Below are 22782 nucleotides of genomic sequence, written 5' to 3'. Positions count from 1 at the left end.
GCGAAATTCTCGCCCATTTACGCCTTTTGTGCGCTAAAGGCAATGCGCTATTTGGGCTACCCCGTCACGTTGTCATAAGCAGCCTAACTGTCTATACTCGCAACCCGACCGCCAGGGGCTTGCAAGCCCGAACTGCTGGGGGTCGCCGTTCCCTGGGTGGTGGGTACCTGACCAGTACACTTACCAACAACTTTGCCCTGATTCGCTAGGGGCTCTTCAGTGTGAAAAAAGCCGTGAAAAGCCAACGACCTGTAAACCTAGACCTAAGGACCATCAAGCTCCCCGTCACTGCGTACACGTCCATCCTGCATCGTATCTCCGGCGTCATCCTGTTCCTCGGCCTTGCCATCATGCTTTATGCACTGGGCAAGTCGCTGGGTTCCGAGGAAGGCTTTGGTGAGGTGAAGGCGTGTCTGACCAGCCCGCTGGCCAAATTCGTGACCTGGGGCCTGCTGTCCGCCCTGCTTTATCACCTCGTGGCAGGTGTTCGTCACCTGATCATGGACATGGGCATCGGTGAGACGCTGGAAGGCGGCAAGCTGGGCTCGAAAATCGTGATCGTCATCTCCGTGGTGCTGATCGTTCTGGTGGGAGTTTGGGTATGGTAACCAATGTCACGAACCTGTCGCGTTCGGGCCTCTATGACTGGATGGCGCAGCGCGTTTCTGCGGTCGTTCTCGCGGCTTACTTCCTCTTCCTGATCGGCTACGTGGTCGCCCACCCAGGCATCGACTACACCCAGTGGCATGGTCTGTTCTCCAACAACGCGATGCGGATCTTCAGTCTGCTGGCCCTCGTTGCCCTGGGCGCTCACGCCTGGGTCGGCATGTGGACCATTGCGACCGACTACCTGACGCCTATGTCGTTCGGCAAGTCGGCAACTGCGATTCGTTTCCTGTTCCAGGCGGTATGCGGCGTTGCGATGTTCGCTTACTTCGTCTGGGGTGTGCAGATTCTCTGGGGTATCTGATCCATGGCTAGCATTCCAACCATTTCCTTCGACGCCATCATCATCGGTGGCGGCGGCGCCGGCATGCGCGCTGCGCTGCAGCTGGCTCAAGGCGGCCACAAGACTGCCGTGGTCACCAAGGTCTTCCCGACCCGTTCGCACACTGTATCCGCCCAGGGCGGCATCACCTGCGCCATCGCTTCGGCCGACCCGAACGACGACTGGCGCTGGCACATGTACGATACCGTCAAGGGCTCCGACTACATCGGTGACCAGGACGCTATCGAATACATGTGTCAGGAAGGCCCGGCTGCGGTCTTCGAGCTGGACCACATGGGTCTGCCGTTCTCGCGTACCGAAACCGGTCGCATCTACCAGCGTCCGTTCGGTGGCCAGTCCAAGGACTTCGGTAAGGGTGGCCAGGCTGCCCGTACCTGCGCCGCTTCCGACCGTACCGGTCACGCGCTGCTGCACACCCTGTACCAGGGCAACCTGAAAGCCGGCACCACCTTCCTCAACGAGTACTACGCAGTTGACCTGGTGAAGAACCAGGACGGCGCATTCGTTGGCGTGATCGCTATCTGCATCGAAACCGGCGAGACCCTGTACATCAAGTCCAAGGCCACCGTGCTGGCAACTGGCGGTGCCGGCCGTATCTACGCCTCCACCACCAACGCCCTGATCAACACCGGTGACGGCGTAGGCATGGCCCTGCGTGCCGGCGTGCCGGTGCAGGACATCGAAATGTGGCAGTTCCACCCGACCGGCATCGCCGGCGCCGGTGTACTGGTCACCGAAGGTTGCCGCGGTGAGGGTGGCTACCTGATCAACGCCCACGGCGAGCGCTTCATGGAGCGTTACGCGCCGAACGCGAAAGACCTGGCCGGCCGCGACGTGGTCGCCCGTTCCATGGTCAAGGAAATCATCGCCGGCAACGGCGTGGGCCCGAACAAGGACCACGTACTGCTGAAGCTGGACCACCTGGGCGAGGAAGTGCTGCACAGCCGCCTGCCAGGTATCTGCGAGCTGTCCAAGACCTTCGCCCACGTCGACCCTGTGGTCGCGCCGGTACCGGTCATCCCGACCTGCCACTACATGATGGGCGGCGTTGCCACCAACATTCATGGCCAGGCCATTACCATGGACGCCGAAGGCAACGATCACATCATCCCGGGCCTGTTCGCCGTAGGTGAAGTGGCGTGCGTATCTGTTCACGGTGCCAACCGCCTGGGCGGCAACTCGCTGCTCGACCTGGTAGTGTTCGGCCGTGCTGCCGGCCTGCACCTGGAGAAGGCGCTGACCGAAGGCGTGGAATACCGCGACGCCAGCGATACCGACGTCGATGTTGCCCTGAACCGCCTGAACAAGCTGAACGAGCGCACCACTGGTGAAGACGTTGCCAGCCTGAAGCGCGAGCTGCAGAGCTGCATGCAGAACTACTTCGGTGTATTCCGTACTGGCGAATACATGCAGAAGGGTATCGAGCAGCTGGCCGGTCTGCGTGACCGTATCGCCAACGTCAAGATCAACGACAAGTCCCAGGCCTTCAACACCGCGCGTATCGAAGCGCTGGAGCTGCAGAACCTGCTGGAAGTCGCCGAAGCTACCGCCATCGCGGCAGAAGCCCGTAAAGAGTCCCGCGGCGCTCACGCCCGTGAAGACTACGAAGACCGTGACGACGAAAACTGGCTGTGCCACACCCTGTACTACCCGGGTGAGAAGCGCGTCGCCAAGCGTGGCGTCAACTTTGCGCCGAAGACTGTTCCAGCCTTCGAACCAAAAGTCCGGACTTACTAAGGGTGGCCGCTATGTTGCAAGTCGAAGTTTATCGTTACAACCCGGACACCGATTCGGCGCCGAAAATGCAGACCTTCCAGGTCGATACCGGCGGCAAGGATCTGATGGTTCTGGACGTTCTGGCACTGATCAAGGAACAGGACGAAGGTTTCTCCTATCGTCGCTCGTGCCGTGAAGGCGTTTGCGGTTCCGATGGCATGAACATCAACGGCAAGAACGGCCTGGCCTGCATCACCCCGTTGTCGGCGGTGGTGAAGGGCAACAAGCTGATTCTGCGTCCGCTGCCGGGCCTGCCGGTCATTCGTGACCTGGTCGTCGACATGAGCATCTTCTACAAGCAGTACGAGAAGGTGAAGCCGTTCCTGCAGAACGACACCCCGGCACCGGCCATCGAGCGCCTGCAGTCGCCGGAAGACCGCGACAAGCTGGACGGCCTGTACGAGTGCATCCTGTGCGCTTGCTGCTCGACCTCCTGCCCGTCGTTCTGGTGGAACCCGGACAAGTTCCTGGGCCCCGCCGCACTGCTGCAGGCCTATCGCTTCCTGGCCGACAGCCGTGACACCAAGACCCAGGAGCGCCTGGCGTCCCTGGATGACCCGTTCAGCGTATTCCGCTGCCGCGGGATCATGAACTGCGTCAACGTTTGCCCGAAAGGTCTGAACCCGACCAAGGCAATCGGCCACGTACGTAACATGCTGCTGCAAAGCGGCACCTGATACAAAGCGTTGTACCTGCAGTAAGCCGAGGTGCGGGTGGTGAGCCCGCACTGAGGTAAAACCCGAACAAGGGCCCACAAAGCCTGCGTTCATTACCTATGAAGATATGAGACCAGCAGGGGCTTCCGGGCTGGTACCCGGAAAATCAGCAGGATCCAAGTGGCGTGGTTCAGTCGCTGTATTCGGACTTTTCCAGGTTTGCTGTGGCTCTCGCCGATCAGTCCCCTAACCGAGGGTGACCAAGCATGCAAGAAAGCGTGATGCAGCGCATGTGGGAAAGCGCCCACCTTTCAGGTGGTAACGCTGCATATGTGGAAGAGCTTTATGAGCTCTACCTGCACGACCCTAACGCTGTGCCAGAAGAGTGGCGCACCTACTTCCAGAAGTTGCCCGCCGACGGCAGCACCGCTACCGATGTATCGCACTCGACAATCCGCGACCATTTCGTACTGCTGGCAAAGAACCAGCGCCGCGCCCAACCGGTATCCGCCGGGAGCGTGAGCAGTGAACACGAGAAGAAGCAGGTTGAAGTTCTGCGACTGATCCAGGCCTATCGTATGCGCGGCCATCAGGCTGCCAAGCTCGACCCGTTGGGGTTGTGGCAGCGTCCTGCGCCCGTAGACCTGTCGATCAATCACTACGGCTTGACCAATGCCGATCTTGATACGACCTTCCGTGCCGGCGACCTGTTCATCGGCAAAGAGGAGGCGAGCCTACGCGAGATCTTCGAGGCGCTCCAGAAGACATATTGTCGCACCATTGGCGCCGAGTTCACCCATATCGTCGATTCCGAGCAGCGCAGCTGGTTCCAGCAGCGTCTGGAAAGCGTGCGCGGCCGTCCGGAGTTTTCCGCTGACGTGCAGGCCCACCTGCTCGAGCGCGTGACCGCCGGTGAAGGCCTTGAGAAATATCTGGGCACCAAGTACCCGGGCACCAAGCGTTTCGGCCTCGAGGGCGGCGAAAGCCTGATCCCGATGCTGGACGAGATGATCCAGCGCTCCGGTTCCTACGGCACCAAGGAAGTCGTGATCGGCATGGCCCACCGTGGCCGCCTGAACGTTCTGGTCAACACCTTCGGCAAGAACCCGCGCGAGCTGTTCGACGAGTTCGAAGGCAAGAAGATGAACGAGCTGGGCTCCGGTGACGTCAAGTACCACCAGGGCTTCTCCTCGAACGTGATGACCCCGGGTGGCGAAGTGCACCTGGCCATGGCGTTCAACCCGTCCCACCTGGAAATCGTCTCGCCAGTGGTCGAGGGTTCGGTGCGCGCCCGTCAGGACCGCCGCAACGACACCGTTGGCGACAAGGTACTGCCGATCTCGATCCACGGCGACGCAGCATTCGCCGGCCAGGGCGTGGTCATGGAAACCTTCCAGATGTCGCAGACCCGCGGTTTCAAGACCGGCGGCACCGTGCACATCGTGATCAACAACCAGGTTGGTTTCACCATCAGCAACCCGCTGGACGCGCGCTCCACCGAGTACGCCACCGACGTTGCCAAGATGATCCAGGCGCCGATCCTGCACGTGAACGGCGACGACCCGGAAGCCGTGCTGTTCGTGACCCAGCTGGCCATCGACTACCGCATGCAGTTCAAGCGTGACGTGGTCATCGACCTGGTCTGCTACCGCCGCCGCGGCCACAACGAGGCCGACGAGCCGAACGGCACCCAGCCTTTGATGTACCAGCAGATCAGCAAGCAGCGCACCACGCGTGAACTGTACGCTGAGGCACTGATCCAGGCCGGCCGCATCGATGCCGAGCGCGCCCAGGCCAAGATCGACGAGTACCGCAACGCGCTGGACAACGGCCTGCACGTGGTGAAGAGCCTGGTCAAGGAGCCGAACCGCGAGCTGTTCGTCGACTGGCGTCCGTACCTGGGCCATGCCTGGACCGCGCGTCACGACACCCGCTTCGACCTCAAGACCCTGCAGGAACTGTCGGCCAAGCTGCTGGAGATCCCGGAAGGTTTCGTCGTCCAGCGCCAGGTCGCCAAGATCTACGAAGACCGCCAGAAGATGCAGGCCGGTGGCTTGCCGATCAACTGGGGTTATGCAGAGACCATGGCCTACGCCACCCTGCAGTTCGAAGGTCACCCGATCCGCATGACCGGCCAGGACATCGGCCGTGGCACCTTCTCGCACCGTCACGCGGTGCTGCACAACCAGAAGGACGCCAGCACCTACGTACCGCTGAAGAACCTGTTCCCGGGCCAGCCTCAGTTCGAACTGTACGACTCCTTCCTGTCGGAAGAAGCGGTACTGGCCTTCGAATACGGCTACTCGACCACCACGCCGAACGCGCTGGTGATCTGGGAAGCCCAGTTCGGTGACTTCGCCAACGGTGCGCAAGTGGTGATCGACCAGTTCATCACCAGCGGCGAGCACAAGTGGGGCCGTCTGTGCGGCCTGACCATGCTGCTGCCACACGGTTATGAAGGGCAGGGCCCGGAGCACTCCTCCGCGCGCCTGGAGCGTTACCTGCAGCTGTGCGCCGAGCACAACATCCAGGTCTGCGTACCGACCACCCCGGCCCAGATCTACCACCTGCTGCGTCGCCAGGTCATCCGTCCGCTGCGCAAGCCGCTGATCGTGCTGACGCCGAAGTCTCTGCTGCGCCACAAGCTGGCCATCTCGACCCTGGAAGACCTGGCAGAAGGCTCGTTCCAGACCGTTATCCCGGAAATCGACAGCCTCGATCCGGCCAAGGTCGAACGCCTGGTCCTGTGCGGCGGCAAGGTTTACTACGACCTGCTGGAAAAACGCCGTGCCGAAGGCCGCGAAGACATCGCCATCGTGCGTATCGAGCAGCTGTATCCGTTCCCTGAGGACGACCTGGTCGAAATCCTGGCGCCTTACACCAACCTCAAGCATGCGGTCTGGTGTCAGGAAGAGCCGATGAACCAGGGCGCCTGGTACAGCAGCCAGCACCACATGCGCCGTATCCTGGGCCGCCACAACAAGGCACTGGTCCTGGAATACGCCGGCCGCGACGCTTCCGCCGCGCCAGCCTGTGGTTACGCATCGAAGCACGCCGAACAGCAGGAAAAACTGCTGCAAGACGCCTTCACTGTTTAATGCCTTCGCGCACCTGAAACCGAATTTAAGGAAACACAGATAATGGCTATCGAGATCAAAGCCCCAACCTTCCCGGAATCGGTTGCCGATGGCACCGTTGCCACCTGGCACAAGCAGCCGGGCGATGCCGTCAAGCGTGACGAGCTGATCGTCGACATCGAGACCGACAAGGTCGTCCTGGAAGTACTGGCCACCGCCGACGGCGTGCTGGGCGCCATCGTCAAGGGCGAGGGCGACACCGTCCTGTCCGACGAAGTACTGGGTTCGATCGTTGAAGGCGGTGCTGCCGCTGCTGCACCAGCTGCCGCCCCGGCCGCTGCTGCCCCGGCTGCCGCTGCTGCCGACGCTGGCGAAGAAGACCCGGTTGCCGCCCCGGCCGCGCGCAAGCTGGCTGAAGAGAACGGCATCGACCTGGCTGCCGTTGCCGGCACCGGCAAAGGTGGTCGCATCACCAAGGAAGACGTCGTTGCTGCCGTCGCCAACAAGAAGTCGGCGCCTGCTGCAGCTGCCAAGCCTGCCGCCGCTGCCGCTGCTGCCCCGGTTGTCGTTGCCGCTGGCGACCGCACCGAGAAGCGCGTGCCGATGACCCGCCTGCGCGCCAAGATCGCCGAGCGTCTGGTCGAAGCCCAGTCGAGCATGGCCATGCTGACCACCTTCAACGAAGTCGACATGACCGAAGTCATGGCCCTGCGTTCGAAGTACAAGGACCTGTTCGAGAAGACCCACAACGGCGTGCGCCTGGGCTTCATGTCGTTCTTTGTCAAGGCTGCCACCGAAGCCCTGAAGCGCTTCCCGGCTGTCAACGCCTCGATCGATGGCAACGACATCGTCTACCACGGCTACGCCGACGTCGGCGTTGCCGTGTCCAGCGACCGTGGCCTGGTGGTACCGGTACTGCGTAACGCCGAGTCGATGAGCCTGGCGGAAATCGAGAACGGCATCGCTACCTTCGGCAAGAAGGCTCGTGATGGCAAGCTGGCCATCGAAGAGATGACTGGCGGCACCTTCACCATCACCAACGGTGGTACCTTCGGTTCGATGATGTCGACCCCGATCGTCAACCCGCCGCAGGCCGCCATTCTCGGCATGCACAACATCATCCAGCGCCCGATGGCCATCAATGGTCAGGTTGTGATTCGCCCGATGATGTACCTGGCGCTGTCGTACGATCACCGCCTGATCGACGGCAAGGAAGCGGTAACCTTCCTGGTCACCATCAAGAACCTGCTGGAAGATCCGTCTCGCCTGCTGCTGGACATCTAACCCTCTGGCTGCGTACCGTGCCGGCCCTGGCTTCCCAGGAAGCCATGCCGCGCGGTCCGCGGCTTGTAGCTTGTAGCTGATAAGGAATCTTTTATGACCCAGAAATTCGACGTAGTGGTGATTGGTGCAGGTCCTGGCGGCTATGTTGCTGCCATCAAGGCCGCACAACTTGGTCTGAAGACTGCCTGTATCGAGAAGTACACCGACGCCGAGGGCAAGCTGGCCCTGGGCGGCACCTGCCTGAACGTAGGTTGCATTCCTTCCAAGGCGCTGCTGGACAGCTCCTGGAAGTACAAGGAAGCCAAAGAGAGCTTCAACGTCCACGGTATCTCCACTGGCGAAGTGAAGATGGACGTCGCCGCGATGGTTGGCCGCAAGGCTGGCATCGTCAAGAACCTGACCGGTGGCGTTGCCACCCTGTTCAAGGCCAACGGCGTTACTTCGATCCAGGGCCACGGCAAACTGCTGGCCGGCAAGAAAGTCGAAGTCACCAAGGCTGACGGCAGCACCGAAGTCATCGAAGCCGAGAACGTGATCCTGGCTTCCGGCTCGCGCCCGATCGACATTCCACCGGCTCCGGTCGACCAGAACGTCATCGTCGACTCCACCGGCGCCCTGGAATTCCAGGCCGTGCCGAAGCGCCTGGGCGTTATCGGTGCTGGCGTGATCGGCCTGGAACTGGGCTCGGTATGGGCTCGCCTGGGTGCTGAAGTCACCGTCCTGGAAGCCCTGGACACCTTCCTGATGGCTGCCGACACCGCCGTGTCGAAAGAAGCCCAGAAGACCCTGACCAAGCAAGGCCTGGACATCAAGCTGGGTGCGCGCGTCACCGGCTCGAAAGTCAACGGCAACGAAGTCGAAGTGACCTACACCGACGCCAACGGCGAGCAGAAGATCACCTTCGACAAGCTGATCGTCGCGGTCGGCCGTCGCCCGGTGACCACCGACCTGCTGGCTGCCGACAGCGGCGTGACCATCGACGAGCGTGGCTACATCTTCGTCGACGACTACTGCGCTACCAGCGTGCCTGGCGTGTACGCCATCGGTGACGTGGTGCGCGGCATGATGCTGGCCCACAAGGCCTCGGAAGAGGGCATCATGGTGGTCGAGCGCATCAAGGGCCACAAGGCCCAGATGAACTACGACCTGATTCCGTCGGTCATCTACACCCACCCGGAAATCGCGTGGGTCGGCAAGACCGAACAGGCCTTGAAGGCCGAGGGCGTTGAGGTTAACGTGGGCACCTTCCCGTTCGCGGCCAGCGGCCGTGCGATGGCTGCCAACGACACCGGTGGTTTCGTCAAGGTCATCGCCGATGCCAAGACCGACCGCGTCCTGGGTGTACACGTGATTGGCCCATCGGCTGCCGAACTGGTGCAGCAGGGCGCAATCGCAATGGAATTCGGCACCAGTGCCGAGGATCTGGGCATGATGGTCTTCAGCCATCCGACCCTGTCCGAAGCGTTGCATGAAGCAGCGCTGGCAGTGAATGGCGGCGCCATTCACGTGGCCAACCGTAAGAAGCGTTAATTATAAGAAACCACGGCGGGCTGCCCGTCGTGAGTCTTGCGTGCATGACTCACCGCGGAAAGTCCGCCGGACCGGATCACACGGGAAAACCCGGGGTCAACGGTCACAGGTGGTGCGGCGCCAGTGATGGCGCAGCGCCGAAGCGCAGTACCTAACGAAGACGGTAAAAAGCATGAATCTTCACGAGTATCAGGGTAAGCAGCTGTTCGCTGAGTACGGCCTGCCAGTTTCCAAGGGTTTCGCTGTCGATACCCCTGAGCAAGCTGCAGAAGCCTGCGACAAGATCGGCGGGAACGAGTGGGTGGTAAAAGCCCAGGTTCACGCGGGTGGTCGCGGTAAGGCGGGCGGCGTCAAGCTGGTTCGCAGCAAAGAAGACGCCAAGGCGTTCGCTGCACAGTGGTTGGGCAAGAATCTGGTTACCTACCAGACCGATGCCAACGGTCAACCCGTCTCCAAGATTCTGGTCGAATCCTGCACTGACATCGCCAAAGAGCTGTACCTGGGCGCTGTAGTCGATCGTTCGAGCCGCCGTATCGTGTTCATGGCTTCCACCGAAGGTGGCGTGGACATCGAGAAAGTCGCTCACGAAACGCCTGAGAAGATCCTCAAGGCCACCATCGACCCGCTGGTCGGCGCTCAGCCGTTCCAGGGTCGCGAGCTGGCATTCCAGCTGGGCCTGGAAGGCAAGCAAGTTCAACAGTTCGCCAAGATCTTCGTTGGTCTGGCCAAGCTGTTCAAGGATCACGACCTGGCCCTGCTGGAAGTGAACCCGCTGGTGATCAAGGCCGACGGCGACCTGCACTGCCTCGATGCCAAGATCAACATCGACGCCAACGCCATGTACCGTCAGCCAAAGCTGAAGACCTTCCACGACCCGTCGCAGGACGACGCCCGTGAAGCCCACGCTGCCAAGTTCGAACTGAACTACGTTGCCCTCGAAGGCAACATCGGCTGCATGGTCAACGGTGCCGGCCTGGCCATGGGTACCATGGACATCGTCAACCTGCACGGCGGCAAGCCGGCCAACTTCCTCGACGTTGGCGGTGGTGCTACCAAAGAGCGCGTTACCGAAGCGTTCAAGATCATTCTGTCCGACAGCAATGTCGCGGCCGTTCTGGTCAACATCTTCGGCGGCATCGTTCGCTGCGACATGATTGCCGAAGGCATCATCGGTGCAGTGAAAGAAGTCGGCGTGAAAGTTCCGGTTGTCGTTCGCCTTGAAGGCAACAACGCCGAACTGGGCGCTAAAGTACTGGCAGAAAGCGGTTTGAACATCATTGCGGCAACCAGCCTGACCGACGCTGCTCAACAAGTTGTCAAAGCTGCGGAGGGCAAGTAATGAGCGTCCTGATCAATAAAGACACCAAAGTCATCTGCCAGGGCTTCACCGGCTCGCAGGGTACTTTCCACTCCGAACAGGCCATCGCCTACGGCACCAAGATGGTCGGCGGCGTAACCCCAGGCAAGGGTGGCACCACCCACCTGGGCCTGCCAGTGTTCAACACTGTGAAAGAAGCTGTGGAAGCTACCGGCGCCGACGCTTCGGTGATCTACGTTCCGGCTCCTTTCTGCAAGGACTCGATCCTGGAAGCTGCCTTCGGCGGCATCAAGCTGATCGTGTGCATCACCGAGGGCATTCCTACCCTGGACATGCTGGATGCCAAGGTCAAGTGCGACGAGCTGGGCGTGACCCTGATCGGCCCTAACTGCCCAGGTGTCATCACCCCGGGCGAGTGCAAGATCGGCATCATGCCTGGCCACATCCACCTGCCAGGCAAGGTCGGTATCGTTTCGCGTTCCGGCACCCTGACCTACGAAGCTGTGAAGCAGACCACCGACGCCGGCTTCGGCCAGTCGACCTGCGTCGGCATCGGCGGTGACCCGATCCCGGGCTCCAACTTCATCGACATCCTGAAACTGTTCCAGGAAGACCCGAAGACCGAAGCGATCGTCATGATCGGCGAGATCGGCGGTTCGGCTGAAGAAGAAGCTGCGGCCTACATCAAGGCCAACGTCACCAAGCCTGTCGTTTCCTACATCGCTGGTGTTACCGCACCAGCGGGCAAGCGCATGGGTCACGCTGGCGCCATCATCTCCGGCGGCAAGGGCACTGCGGACGAGAAGTTCGCCGCTCTGCAGGACGCTGGTGTGAAGACCGTGCGTTCCCTTGCTGACATCGGCAAGGCCCTGGCCGAGCTGACTGGCTGGGAAGTCAAGAAGTAATACTGCTACACCCCCCACGCGCACAAAGGCCACCTTCGGGTGGCCTTTGTCGTTTCTGGGGGGAATTCCTGTGCCGGCCTCTTCGCGGGCTTGCCCGCTCCCACATGAGATCTCCACTTTCCGGGGCTGTGGTGATCCCCTGTGGAGCGGGCAAGCCCGCGAAGAGGCCGGTACAGGCGACATGGATTTTTCGATGGGTTTGATAGGAATTTTCACGCAGACGAATGTTTCAATTCGAGGATAATTCTCGCTGTCCTCGGTCGCACAGACGACAAACATGTACGCACATCGGACAAGCAGTACTGTGCCAGTGCGTTTGACTGACAAAACAGTTACATTACGCGCTCACTCTGTGCCCGTGCCCCAAAAGGGAACGACACGCTAAACGGGTCTGGCCTATCAAGCCGGGCAGCATTTCCCCTCATCCAAAGGGAAATCCCCTCTCGAATCCCGATTTCAGCAGTGTGGTACTACCTTAAATGAAAGTTCTCAAAGGCCAGGATATCCTGGCGCTTGGCTTTATGACGTTTGCGCTTTTCGTGGGCGCTGGCAACATCATCTTCCCGCCTATCGTCGGTCTGCAGTCTGGCCCGCACGTATGGATGGCGGCCCTTGGCTTCCTGGTTACCGCCGTAGGCCTGCCGGTCATCACCGTGGTCGCCCTGGCCAAGGTCGGCGGCGGCATGGATGCCCTGAGCAGCCCGATCGGCAAGTTCTTCGGTGGCCTGCTGGCGGCCGTGTGCTACCTGTCGGTCGGCCCGCTGTTCGCCACCCCACGCACCGCGACCGTATCGTTCGAAGTGGGCGTTGCGCCGCTGACCGGCGAAAGCCCGCTGGCGCTGTTCATCTACAGCCTGGTGTACTTCCTCGTGGTGCTGGCCGTGTCCATGTATCCAGGCAAGCTGCTCGACACCGTGGGTCGCTTCCTGGCACCGTTGAAGATCATCGCCCTGGCGGTGCTGGGCATCGCCGCCTTCGCGCTGCCTGCCGGTACCATTGGTGAAGCGCAGCCGGCCTATGCCGCCGCAGCGTTCTCCAAGGGCTTCTCCGATGGTTACCTGACCATGGACACCCTGGGTGCCCTGGTGTTCGGTATCGTCATCGTCAACGCCATCCGCTCGCGCGGTGTCGAGTCGCCGAAACTGATCACCCGCTATGCCATCATTGCCGGCCTGATCGCCGGCGTCGGTCTGGCCCTGGTGTACATCAGCCTGTTCCGACTGGGTGCAACCAGCCACGAGATCGCGGCTGACGCTACCAACGGTGCGGCGGTCCTGCATGCCTACGTGCAGCACACCTTCGGTTCGCTGGGCAGCGGTTTCCTCGCCGTGCTGATCGCGCTGGCCTGCCTGGTGACCGCGGTTGGCCTGACCTGTGCCTGCGCCGAGTACTTCAGCCAGATCCTGCCGCTGTCGTACCGCGCACTGGTGGTGATCCTGGCGGGCTTCTCGCTGTTGATCTCCAATCTCGGCCTGACCAAGCTGATCATGTTCTCGATCCCGGTGCTTACGGCGATCTACCCGCCGTGCATCGTGGTGGTCGGGCTCAGCTTCGTGAAGGACCTGTGGAACTCGCCAACCCGCATCCTGGCACCAGTGATGCTGGTATCGCTGCTGTTCGGCATGGTCGACGCGATCAAGGGCAGCAGCATTGCCCACGTGCTGCCGGACTTCATGGCTCACCTGCCGCTGAGCGACCAGGGCCTGGCCTGGCTGGTGCCTTCGGTGGTGACCCTGGTTGGCGCCGTGGCCTGCGACCGCATGCTCGGCAAGCCGCGCGAAGCGCTGGCCTGATAGTCGAAGCCTGAGGGCGGCACCGGCCACAAGCCGAAGGGTGCTCGCCAAGGGTGGAGACTCAAGAGCCCCGTATCCGAGAGGATGCGGGGCTTTTTCTTTGCCTGTACCGGCCTCTTCGCAGCACAAGGCTGCTCCTACAAGTGCAGTGCCGTACCTGTAGGAGCAGCCTTGTGCTGCGAAGAGGCCAGAACAGGCAGTGCGGATTTCTGGGTGGATGTGTGCCTTTTGCCGCTTGCCAGCGTCGAAATCCGGTCCCTATCCTTCAGGTATCTGGCCCTCCTGGGAACCGTGCATGAACTTCATCCAAAGCAACTTCAACAATCTTTTGGCCATCATCTGGTTCGCCCTGTGCTGGGGCGGTTACACCCGTTATGCCATCTGGAAGGGCCGCGACACCGCGTGCCTGGCCAGCGTGCTGCACCTGTACCGCGAAGACTGGATGCGCCGCATGCTGCTGCGCGACAACCGCATTGCCGATGCGAGCGTGATCGGCAACCTCGAGCGCAACGCCTCGTTCTTCGCCTCCAGCACCCTGATCATCCTCGCCGGTATCCTCACCGTGCTCGGGGCTTCCGACCGGGCGCTGTCGCTGCTGGCCGACCTGCCGCTGGTGCAGCAGACCTCCCAGGGCATGTCGGAGATCAAGCTGCTGTGCCTGGCCATGGTCTTCGTCTACGCCTTTTTCACCTTCAGCTGGTGCATGCGCCAATACAATTTCGCGGCAGTACTGGTGGGGTCGGCGCCGATGATAGGTGAACGTCTGGTAAATGAGCTTGAACGCAAGGCATTCGCCTCGCGGGCGGCGCGGGTGCTGTCGCTTGCCGCCAACCAGTTCAACCTGGGCCTGCGTTCCTATTACTTTGGCATGGCCATGTTGAGCTGGTTCATCAGCCCATGGTTATTCATGGTCATGAGTGTCGGGGTGGTGCTGATTCTGTACCGCCGCGAGTTCCATTCGGATGTATTGGATGTGATGGTGTTCACACCTACCGAAAGTGTTTCGATCGAACCCGCCAAGGAAAGCACCGCTCCTGGTGCCTGAAACGTTTAACCCATAAGTTTCAGGTACAAAAAAACCCGACAATGTCGGGTTTTTTTGTTTTAGCCGATTACTGCTTGGCAGGTTCGGCTGGAGCAGCTGGGGTAGCTGGGGCGGCTTCCGGAGCCGGAGTAGCCGGAGCGGCTTCTTCGGCGGCCTTCTGCTCGGCTTCGGCCTGATCTTTGGCGGCTTCGGCGTTTTCCTTGGCAGCCTCGTTCATTTTATCCTGAGCTTCGCCCGCTTTTTCCTGGGCTTGCTCGGCGTGTTGCTGTGCGTCCTGGGCTTTGTCTTCGCTCGCTTTATCGCAAGCGGCCAGGCCCATGGCAGCGGCCAGCATCAGAGCAAAAGCAAAAGGTTTACGCATGGGGGTGTTTCTCCTTGGTGGAATAAGTGACTTGTTCCTTCGAGTGCAACTACGCGGAATAAGTTCCGCGAAGATTACACATATATAACGTCCCGTTCTATATAGACTTTTTAACGATTTTATGCCGCTGCGGCAATGCGCAGGGAAACAGCCAATGAGTGATTCAACCTTGATGGCCATGGCCGAGCGTTTTCTCTCAGCCCTGAAACATTGTCAGTTGTTGCAAATGCGTGTGGTGCAAACCAATGCCGATGGCATGACCCTGGTGCTGCCATGGTCTGCGGCCATTGTCGGCAACCCGCAGACCGGCGCCGTGCATGGCGGCGCGCTGACCACGCTGATGGACACCACTTGCGGCATGGCCACGCTGTGCGTGCTGCCGCGCTTCGAAGTGTGCCCGACACTGGACCTGCGCATCGACTATATGCATCCGGCCAAGGCCGGCAAGGACATCTACGGCCATGCCCAATGCTACCGAGTCACCCGCGATGTGATTTTCACCCGTGGCACGGCCTATCAGGATGACCCCGCCCAGCCTATCTGCCAGGTGGTGGGCACGTTCATGCGCCTGGGCCAGGAAATCAAGGGTGGCATCCGCTTCGGCAACAGCCTGAAGGAGGGCGGGGCATGATTCCGCACAAGGTTCGCCAACAGCTCAACGCTGCTCATGCGGTGGGAGAATATCGGCCCTTGCTGGCGCTGATCCCCTATGCCGGCCTGATCGGCATTGAATGCGAGGGTCAGGGCGATGACCTGCTGTTCCGCCTGCCGGCCAACCAGGACAACATCGGCAACCCGCTGCTGCCGGCCATCCACGGCGGGGTGATCGCGGGCTTCATGGAACTGTCGGCAGCGCTGTACCTACTGATCTTCAGCGAGAGCGCAAGCATTCCGAAGATCATCGACTTTTCCATCGATTACCTGCGCGCCGGGCACTTTCGCGATACCTACGCCCAGTGCCAGCTTTGGCGCCAGGGTCGGCGGGTGACCAATGTGGCCATCACCGCCTGGCAGGGGGACAGGCAGTCGCCGATCGCCACGGCTCGCGCCCATTTCAAGATCGAACCGGAAAAGCCCTTGAAATCATCCGGGCAGCCCCCATCTGCATGACATCCGCCGCTAAACGCTGGCCAACCTGGCCGCCAGGCGTCAACTGCCATCAGATCGGAGTTTTGAAGACCATGAGTGTGGAGACTCAAAAAGAAACGCTGGGCTTCCAGACCGAGGTAAAGCAGCTGCTGCACCTCATGATCCATTCCCTGTATTCGAACAAGGAGATCTTCCTGCGTGAATTGATCTCCAACGCCTCCGACGCCGCCGACAAGCTGCGTTTCGAGGCCCTGGCCAAGCCAGAGCTGTTCGAAGGCGACGCCGACCTGAAGATTCGCCTGAGCTTCGACAAGGACGCCGGTACCGTGACCCTCGAGGACAACGGCATCGGCATGAGCCGCGAAGACGTCATCGCCCACCTGGGTACCATCGCCAAGTCCGGCACTGCCGACTTCATGAAGAACCTCACCGGTGACCAGAAGAAGGACTCGCACCTGATCGGTCAGTTCGGTGTGGGCTTCTACTCCGCGTTCATCGTTGCCGACAAGGTCGACGTTTACAGTCGCCGTGCCGGCCAGCCGGCCGCTGAAGGCGTGCACTGGTCGTCGAAGGGCGAAGGTGAGTTCGAAGTCGCCACCATCGACAAGCCACAGCGCGGCACCCGCATCGTCCTGCACCTGAAGAAGGGCGAGCAGGAGTTCGCCGATGGCTGGCGCCTGCGCAACGTGGTCAAGAAGTACTCCGACCACATCGCCATGCCGATCCAGCTGCTGAAAGAGCAAGCTACCGCCGAAGGCGAAGAGCAGCCGGCCGAAGAGTGGGAAACCGTCAACCGTGCCAGCGCCCTGTGGACCCGTCCGCGTACCGAAATCAAGGACGAGGAATACCAGGAGTTCTACAAGCACATCGGCCATGACTTCGAAAACCCGCTGGCCTGGAGCCACAACAAGGTAGAAGGCAAGCTCGAATACAACTCGCTGCTGTACGTGCCGGCCCGTGCGCCGTTCGACCTGTACCAGCGCGAAGCGCCACGCGGCTTGAAGCTGTACGTGCAGCGCGTGTTCATCATGGACCAGGCCGAATCGTTCCTGCCGCTGTACCTGCGCTTCATCAAGGGTGTGGTCGACTCCAACGACCTGTCGCTGAACGTGTCGCGTGAAATCCTGCAGAAAGACCCGATCATCGACTCGATGAAGACCGCGCTGACCAAGCGCGTGCTGGACATGCTGGAGAAGCTGGCGAAGAACGAGCCCGAGCAGTACAAGGGCTTCTGGAAGAACTTCGGTCAGGTGCTGAAGGAAGGCCCGGCCGAAGACTTCGCCAACAAGGAAAAGATCGCCGGCCTGCTGCGCTTCGCTTCCACCCAGGACGACAGCGGCGAGCAGAGCGTCGCCCTGGCCGACTACCTGGCTCGCGTCAAGGAAGGCCAGGACAAGATCTACTACCTCACCGGCGAGTCGTACGCGCAGGTCAAGAACAGCCCGCACCTGGAAGTCTTCCGCAAGAAAGGCATCGAAGTGCTGCTGCTGACCGACCGTATCGACGAGTGGCTGATGAGCTACCTGAACGAGTTCGACGGCAAGGCCTTTGTCGACGTAGCCCGTGGCGACCTGGACCTGGGCAAGCTGGACTCGGAAGAAGACAAGAAGGCCCAGGAAGAAGTCGCCAAGGACAAGGAAGGCCTGGTCGAGCGCCTGAAGGGCGCGCTGGGTGACAGCGTGGCCGAAGTGCGCGTGTCGCACCGCCTGACCGACTCGCCGGCGATCCTTGCCATCGGTGAACAGGACCTGGGTCTGCAGATGCGCCAGATCCTCGAAGCCAGCGGGCAGAAGGTGCCGGAGTCCAAGCCGATCTTCGAGTTCAACCCGACCCACCCGCTGATCGAGAAGCTGGACAACGAGCAGAGCGAAGACCGCTTCGCCGAGCTGTCCCACATCCTGTTCGATCAGGCGGCCCTGGCGGCCGGTGACAGCTTGAAGGACCCGGCGGCTTACGTTCGTCGCCTGAACAAGCTGCTGGTCGAACTGTCTGCTTGAGTTGATGCATAGGAAAGCCCGCTTCGGCGGGCTTTTTTCATGGCGAGCATATTGATGACGAGTGCCAAAGGAGTGCTTGATGAGCAAAGTAATCGTCGAATCGCTGGTCTATCACCTGTCCGGCAAGGCGTATGAAAGCCGCCTGGTATACGAGCCGGGCGCGCTGGGGCGGCCAGGTCTGGTGATGGCGCCGAACTGGATGGGTATCGGCGAAGGTGCCGAGCGCATCGCCAAGGAAGTGGCCGAGAAAGGTTATGTGGTGCTGATTGCCGACCTGTACGGGCAATCGGTGCGTCCGTCCAACGCGGACGAGGCCGGCGCGGCGATGATGCCGTTGAAGAACGATCGTGGCGAGCTGCGCAAGCGCATGCAGGAAGCCCTGGCGCAACTGTTGGGGCAGTCGAAGGCGCTGCTGGAACCGGGCAAGGTCGGCACGTTTGGTTTCTGCTTTGGTGGCTGCTGTGCACTGGAGCTGGCCCGTACCGGCGCCGATTTGCGTGCGGCGGTGTCGTTCCATGGCACGCTGGACACGCCGAATCCGGAAGATGCCAAGCGCATCAAGGGCTCGGTGCTGGTGCTGCACGGCGCTTCCGATCCACTGGTGCCGAAGGAGCAGTTGCCGGCGTTCGAGGAGGAGATGAACGCGGCCAAGGTTGACTGGCAATTGCTGAGCTATGGCGGCGCGGTGCACTCGTTTACCGACCCGAGTGCCAATGTGCCGGGCAAGATGCAGTATGACCGGCGCACCTCGGAGCGGGCGTTCCGCTCGATGCATAACCTGCTGACCGAAGTGTTCCAGCGCTGAGATTGCACGGGGCTGCTTTGCAGCCCATTCGCGGCACAAGGCCGCTCCTACAAAGGTCGCGCAAGCCATGAGTTACGCGATTCCCTGTAGGAGCGGCCTTGTGCCGCGAATGGGCCGCAGAGCGGCCCCAAAATCACCTAGGCAATTCGATCCTCAAGGTTTCCCCCGGCACCACCGGCCAGTCCCTTGCAGCCCACTTGGCCCGGGCCTGTTCGATCAGCTCCACATCACTGGCGACAAAGTTCCAGTTCATCCGCCGCGGCCCATCCAGTGGTGCGCCACCAATCAGCACCAGCTGGCACTCACCCTCCGCATACAGCGTCACCTCTTCGCCCTCCGGCAGGACCACCAGGCTGCAGGGTTCCACATCCTCATCGTTCATCACCAGCTCACCATCGAGCAGGTAAATCGCCCGCTGCGCATGCTCGTTCGGCACCAATAGCGTGGTTGCCGGTTGCATCTGTACATGCGCGTACAGGGTAGGGGAGAGCACTGGCACCGGCGATTCCAGGCAGAACCCGCTGCCGGCGATCATGCAGATGCGTACCCCCAGGCTGTCGCTGACCGGCAGGCTCGCCGCCGGGTGATGGCTGTAGCTTGCCGGGCCTTGTTCATGCTCGCGTGGCGACGCCAGCCATACCTGCAGCCCGTGCAGGCGTGAGCCATGGGCCAGGGCATCTTCAGGAGTACGCTCGACATGGGCCACACCGCTGCCTGCGGTCATCCAGCTGACGTCGCCCGGCAGCACCCGCTGCGCCGAGCCGAGGCTGTCCTTGTGCAGGATTGCCCCTTCGAACAGGTAGGTAAGGGTCGACAGGCCGATATGCGGGTGCTGGCGGATGTCCATGCCATGCCCCGGGGCATAGTCGGTTTCGAGCATGTGGTCGAAAAACACGAACGGGCCGACGCTGCGACACTGGGCCGATGGCAGCGGGCGCAGGATCGGCTGGCCCTCGACCGATTCAGCACGTGGGCGGATGACCAGGGGGCTGCTCATGGGAAGGCTCCAGGCAAGGTGGAAATGCCCCAAGCATAGCGGTTTGCCCGCCCCGGCTGAACCGTCTCGCAGGCCGGCCGGTCTAGAGATCTGATACCCGGAAAAGGAAGCTTCATCATGATCGTGAGAGCGTTGGCCTGCGTGCTGTTATCCACCTGGCTGTGCCAAGCGGCGCAGGCACGCGACTACCGCTACAGTGATGCCCACCTGCACTACGTCGACTTCTTCCAGGAAAGCGAAGGCATGCCCGCGCTGATCAAGGCAATGGATGCTGCCGGTATAGAGCAGTCGATGATTTCCGGCGTGCCGGTGGCCAAGAAGTGGCATGAAGACGAGCCCAAGCGCCCACGCTATTACGCTGGGGATGACGCCGAAGCCTACTGGTACAGCGCCACCGATACCTACGTGGCGGCGGCGCTACAGCAACTGCCCGACGAGCAGCGCAAGCGCTTTCATCCGTTCCTGGCCGGCTTCAATCCGGTGGACAAGAACGCCGCCAGCCATATCGAGCGCATGCTCGATCTGCATCCAGGGCTGTGGCAGGGCATTGGCGAGGTGTTCACGCGCCACGATGACCTGACTGCTCTTACCAGTGGTGACACGCCGCGCGCCAACAACGAAGCCATGGCGCGTATCTACCACCTGGCGGCGGAGCGCGACCTGCCGGTGCTGCTGCATTCCAACATCACCTCCAAGCGCGAGCGCAACCCGCTGTACCTGGCGGAGATCGAAGAGCCGCTGCGCAATCACCCGCACACGCGGTTCATCTGGGCGCACGCCGGCAGCAGCATGGAGATTCACCGGCACCAGACGCAGATGGACTTTCTGCTGCCGGTGCTGACGCGGTTGTTGGAGGATTACCCGAACCTGTATGTCGATTTGTCGTGGAGCGTGCTGAAACCCTATCTGCTGGATGACCGGGGTGTACCGCGCAAGGCGTGGCTGGCACTGGTCGAGAGGTTCCCGGAACGGTTCATGCTGGGTTCGGATGTGGTGGGGCGGTTTGGTAGCCTTGGGGAGCAGATGCACGGGTTCAGGCCGTTTCTGGATGCATTGCCGGAACAAGTTGCGAATAAGGTGGCCAGGGAGAATTTTCTGGATGTGTTGCCCAAGCAATAGTATTTCGCCTGTGCCGGCCCTTTCGCGGGTAAACCCGCTCCCACAGGGGTCGCGCTGCTCTTGAAACCGGTGCTGTACCTGTGGGAGCGGGCGCGCCCGCGAAGAGGCCGGTACAGGCAACACAAATGAAAACGCCCCGAACCAGTCGGGGCGTTTTCGTTTACCGCAGCAGCGTCTTACTTGCCTTCCCAGCGCTTGAGCACCAGGGTGGCGTTGGTGCCGCCGAAGCCGAAGCTGTTGCTCATGACCGTGTCGATCTTGGCGTTTTCTTCGGTCTTGCGCAGGATCGGCAGGTCGGCGACCTCCGGGTCCAGCTCGTCGATGTTGGCGGAGCCGGCGATGAAGTTGTTTTCCATCATCAGCAGGCAGTAGATCGCCTCGTGTACGCCGGCAGCGCCCAGCGAGTGGCCCGACAGGCTCTTGGTCGAGCTGATTTTCGGTGCCTTGTCGCCGAACACGGCGCGAACGCCCTTGATCTCGGCAACGTCACCGACCGGGGTCGAGGTGCCGTGGGTGTTCAGGTAATCGATCGGAGTGTCGACGGTCGACAGCGCCTGCTGCATGCAGCGGATAGCACCTTCGCCGCTCGGGGCAACCATGTCGTAGCCGTCGGAAGTGGCGCCGTAGCCGACGATTTCCGCGTAGATCTTGGCGCCACGGGCCAGGGCGTGTTCCAGCTCCTCGACCACCACCATGCCGCCACCGCCAGCGATGACGAAGCCATCACGGTCGGCGTCGTAGGCGCGCGAGGCCTGTTCCGGGGTTTCGTTGCGCTTGGTCGACAGTGCGCCCATGGCATCGAACAGGAACGACTGGCTCCAGTGCTCTTCTTCACCGCCACCGGCGAAGACGATGTCCTGCTTGCCCCACTGGATCTGCTCCAGCGCGGTGCCGATGCAGTGTGCCGAAGTGGCGCAGGCCGAGGAGATCGAGTAGTTGATACCCTTGATCTTGAACGGGGTAGCCAGGCACGCCGAAACGGTGCTGCCCATGGTGCGGGTAACGCGGTATGGGCCGACGCGCTTGACGCCTTTCTCACGCAGTGTGTCCAGCGCTTCCATCTGGTTCAGGGTCGAGGCGCCGCCGGAGCCCGCCACCAGGCCGGTACGCGGGTTGGAAACCTGCTCCTCGGTCAGGCCGGCGTCCTTGATCGCATCCTGCATCGCCAGGTAGGCGTAGGCAGCAGCGTGGCCGACGAAGCGGTAGACCTTGCGGTCGATCAGTTCCTCGAGGTTGAGGTCGATGGACCCGGAAACCTGGCTACGCAGCCCCATTTCCTTGTATTCCGGGTTGTAACGGATACCCGGACGGCTGTTGCGCAGGTTTTCGGTGACGGTAGCTTTGTCATTGCCCAGGCACGATACGATGCCCAGACCAGTGATAACGACGCGGCGCATGCGAATAACCCTTAGAAATTGTCAGTGGAGGTGAACACGCCGACCCGCAGGCCTTCGGCAGTGTAGATCTCGCGGCCGTCGACGCTGACCGAGCCATCGGCGATGGCCATGTTCAGCTTGCCCTTCAGGACGCGCTTGATGTGAATGTTGTAAGTGACTTTCTTGGCTTCCGGCAGTACCTGGCCGAAGAACTTCACCTCGCCCGAACCCAGGGCGCGCCCGCGGCCTGGCAGGCCCTGCCAGCCGAGGAAGAAACCTACCAGCTGCCACATGGCATCAAGCCCCAGGCAGCCCGGCATTACCGGGTCGCCTTCGAAGTGGCAGGCGAAGAACCACAGGTCCGGATTGATATCCAGCTCGGCGACCAATTCACCTTTGCCGTACTTGCCGCCTTCTTCGCTGATATGGGTGATGCGATCGACCATCAGCATGTTCGGCGCGGGCAGTTGCGCATTACCTGGGCCGAACAGCTCACCGCGACTGCAGCGCAGCAGGTCTTCCCGAGTAAAGGCGTGTTGTTTGGTCATGCGAGCTCCTCAATAACCCCCTGCGGCAGGGGATGAATCTTCCCGGCCGGCCCGATACGCATCGCGTTCGGGGCGGCAGCCTACAGGTAGACTATTG

General features: G+C 61.4%; 20 protein-coding genes. 16 read left to right on the top strand and 4 right to left on the bottom strand.

All coding sequences use genetic code 11. From position 1 onward, the window contains the following. Positions 1 to 221 precede the first annotated feature (221 nt). From sdhC to M1D87_RS18025, 11 genes are all read left to right on the top strand, one after another. A complete protein-coding gene (gene sdhC, locus M1D87_RS18075) occupies positions 222 to 608 on the top strand; it encodes a succinate dehydrogenase, cytochrome b556 subunit (RefSeq protein WP_012315350.1) in 387 nt (128 codons plus the stop codon). After that, positions 602 to 970, top strand: a complete 369-nt coding sequence (gene sdhD / locus M1D87_RS18070) for a succinate dehydrogenase, hydrophobic membrane anchor protein (RefSeq protein ID WP_003254214.1) — start codon at positions 602 to 604, stop codon at positions 968 to 970. Before sdhC ends, sdhD begins: the two co-directional genes overlap by 7 nt. Positions 971 to 973: 3 nt before the next feature. Next, positions 974 to 2746: a succinate dehydrogenase flavoprotein subunit gene (sdhA, locus tag M1D87_RS18065; RefSeq protein WP_013973442.1), complete on the top strand. Its 1773-nt coding sequence runs from the start codon at positions 974 to 976 to the stop codon at positions 2744 to 2746. Positions 2747 to 2757: 11 nt separating this feature from the next. Further along, a complete protein-coding gene (locus M1D87_RS18060; protein ID WP_011534752.1) occupies positions 2758 to 3462 on the top strand; it encodes a succinate dehydrogenase iron-sulfur subunit in 705 nt (234 codons plus the stop codon). Positions 3463 to 3707: 245 nt separating this feature from the next. Then, positions 3708 to 6539: a 2-oxoglutarate dehydrogenase E1 component gene (locus M1D87_RS18055; RefSeq protein WP_013973441.1), complete on the top strand. Its 2832-nt coding sequence runs from the start codon at positions 3708 to 3710 to the stop codon at positions 6537 to 6539. Positions 6540 to 6581: 42 nt separating this feature from the next. Next, the gene (odhB, locus tag M1D87_RS18050; protein WP_013973440.1) at positions 6582 to 7802 is read left to right on the top strand and encodes a 2-oxoglutarate dehydrogenase complex dihydrolipoyllysine-residue succinyltransferase; all 1221 of its coding nucleotides are present in this window, start codon (positions 6582 to 6584) and stop codon (positions 7800 to 7802) included. Positions 7803 to 7895: 93 nt separating this feature from the next. Continuing rightward, positions 7896 to 9332 (top strand): dihydrolipoyl dehydrogenase, encoded by a 1437-nt coding sequence (gene lpdA / locus M1D87_RS18045; RefSeq protein WP_123085608.1) that lies wholly within the window; start codon positions 7896 to 7898, stop codon positions 9330 to 9332. Between the two features lie 172 nt (positions 9333 to 9504). Then, a complete protein-coding gene (gene sucC / locus M1D87_RS18040) occupies positions 9505 to 10671 on the top strand; it encodes an ADP-forming succinate--CoA ligase subunit beta (RefSeq protein WP_003254205.1) in 1167 nt (388 codons plus the stop codon). Next, positions 10671 to 11555 (top strand): succinate--CoA ligase subunit alpha, encoded by an 885-nt coding sequence (gene sucD / locus M1D87_RS18035; protein ID WP_004376004.1) that lies wholly within the window; start codon positions 10671 to 10673, stop codon positions 11553 to 11555. Before sucC ends, sucD begins: the two co-directional genes overlap by 1 nt. Before the next feature lie 479 nt (positions 11556 to 12034). Continuing rightward, complete coding sequence (gene brnQ, locus M1D87_RS18030) at positions 12035 to 13348, top strand: branched-chain amino acid transport system II carrier protein (protein ID WP_015271095.1); 1314 nt, start codon at positions 12035 to 12037, stop codon at positions 13346 to 13348. Between the two features lie 295 nt (positions 13349 to 13643). Next, the gene (locus M1D87_RS18025) at positions 13644 to 14393 is read left to right on the top strand and encodes a DUF599 domain-containing protein (RefSeq protein ID WP_004375995.1); all 750 of its coding nucleotides are present in this window, start codon (positions 13644 to 13646) and stop codon (positions 14391 to 14393) included. Positions 14394 to 14460: 67 nt separating this feature from the next. Here M1D87_RS18025 and M1D87_RS18020 read toward each other — a convergent pair whose 3' ends face one another. Then, complete coding sequence (locus tag M1D87_RS18020; protein ID WP_015271093.1) at positions 14461 to 14754, bottom strand: hypothetical protein; 294 nt, start codon at positions 14752 to 14754, stop codon at positions 14461 to 14463. 154 nt (positions 14755 to 14908) lie between these two features. Between M1D87_RS18020 and M1D87_RS18015 the strand changes: the two genes are divergently transcribed. The 4 genes from M1D87_RS18015 (at position 14909) to M1D87_RS18000 (ending at position 18645) form a co-directional block, all read left to right on the top strand. Then, complete coding sequence (locus tag M1D87_RS18015) at positions 14909 to 15385, top strand: PaaI family thioesterase (protein WP_004375991.1); 477 nt, start codon at positions 14909 to 14911, stop codon at positions 15383 to 15385. Continuing rightward, on the top strand, positions 15382 to 15864 hold the full coding sequence (locus tag M1D87_RS18010; RefSeq protein ID WP_421091845.1) for a PaaI family thioesterase: 483 nt from the start codon (positions 15382 to 15384) through the stop codon (positions 15862 to 15864). The genes M1D87_RS18015 and M1D87_RS18010 overlap by 4 nt, the downstream gene beginning before the upstream one ends. A 71-nt stretch (positions 15865 to 15935) precedes the next feature. Beyond that, entirely contained in the window at positions 15936 to 17840 is a 1905-nt protein-coding gene (htpG, locus tag M1D87_RS18005) for a molecular chaperone HtpG (RefSeq protein WP_023661535.1), read from the top strand. 79 nt (positions 17841 to 17919) lie between these two features. Next, positions 17920 to 18645 (top strand): dienelactone hydrolase family protein, encoded by a 726-nt coding sequence (locus M1D87_RS18000; protein WP_015271090.1) that lies wholly within the window; start codon positions 17920 to 17922, stop codon positions 18643 to 18645. Between the two features lie 133 nt (positions 18646 to 18778). On the opposite strand, the gene M1D87_RS17995 is transcribed toward M1D87_RS18000, so the two are convergent. Next, the gene (locus tag M1D87_RS17995; protein WP_123085605.1) at positions 18779 to 19642 is read right to left on the bottom strand and encodes a pirin family protein; all 864 of its coding nucleotides are present in this window, start codon (positions 19640 to 19642) and stop codon (positions 18779 to 18781) included. Positions 19643 to 19759: 117 nt separating this feature from the next. Here M1D87_RS17995 and M1D87_RS17990 point away from each other — a divergent pair, with 117 nt between their 5' ends. Next, positions 19760 to 20761: an amidohydrolase family protein gene (locus M1D87_RS17990; protein WP_061551087.1), complete on the top strand. Its 1002-nt coding sequence runs from the start codon at positions 19760 to 19762 to the stop codon at positions 20759 to 20761. Between the two features lie 176 nt (positions 20762 to 20937). On the opposite strand, the gene fabB is transcribed toward M1D87_RS17990, so the two are convergent. Together fabB and fabA are read right to left on the bottom strand one after the other, a co-directional pair. Further along, positions 20938 to 22158, bottom strand: a complete 1221-nt coding sequence (gene fabB / locus M1D87_RS17985) for a beta-ketoacyl-ACP synthase I (RefSeq protein WP_013973429.1) — start codon at positions 22156 to 22158, stop codon at positions 20938 to 20940. An 11-nt stretch (positions 22159 to 22169) separates the two neighbouring features. Beyond that, positions 22170 to 22685 carry a 3-hydroxyacyl-[acyl-carrier-protein] dehydratase FabA gene (gene fabA, locus M1D87_RS17980; protein ID WP_003251509.1) on the bottom strand — a complete coding sequence of 172 codons (516 nt, stop codon included), beginning with the start codon at positions 22683 to 22685 and terminating at the stop codon, positions 22170 to 22172. Between the last annotated feature and the right edge of the window lie 97 nt (positions 22686 to 22782).

Source organism: Pseudomonas sp. SA233 (assembly GCF_054792385.1).
The sequence above is the reverse complement of the archived record's forward strand: the minus strand, read 5'-3'. Positions and strand labels throughout refer to the sequence as shown.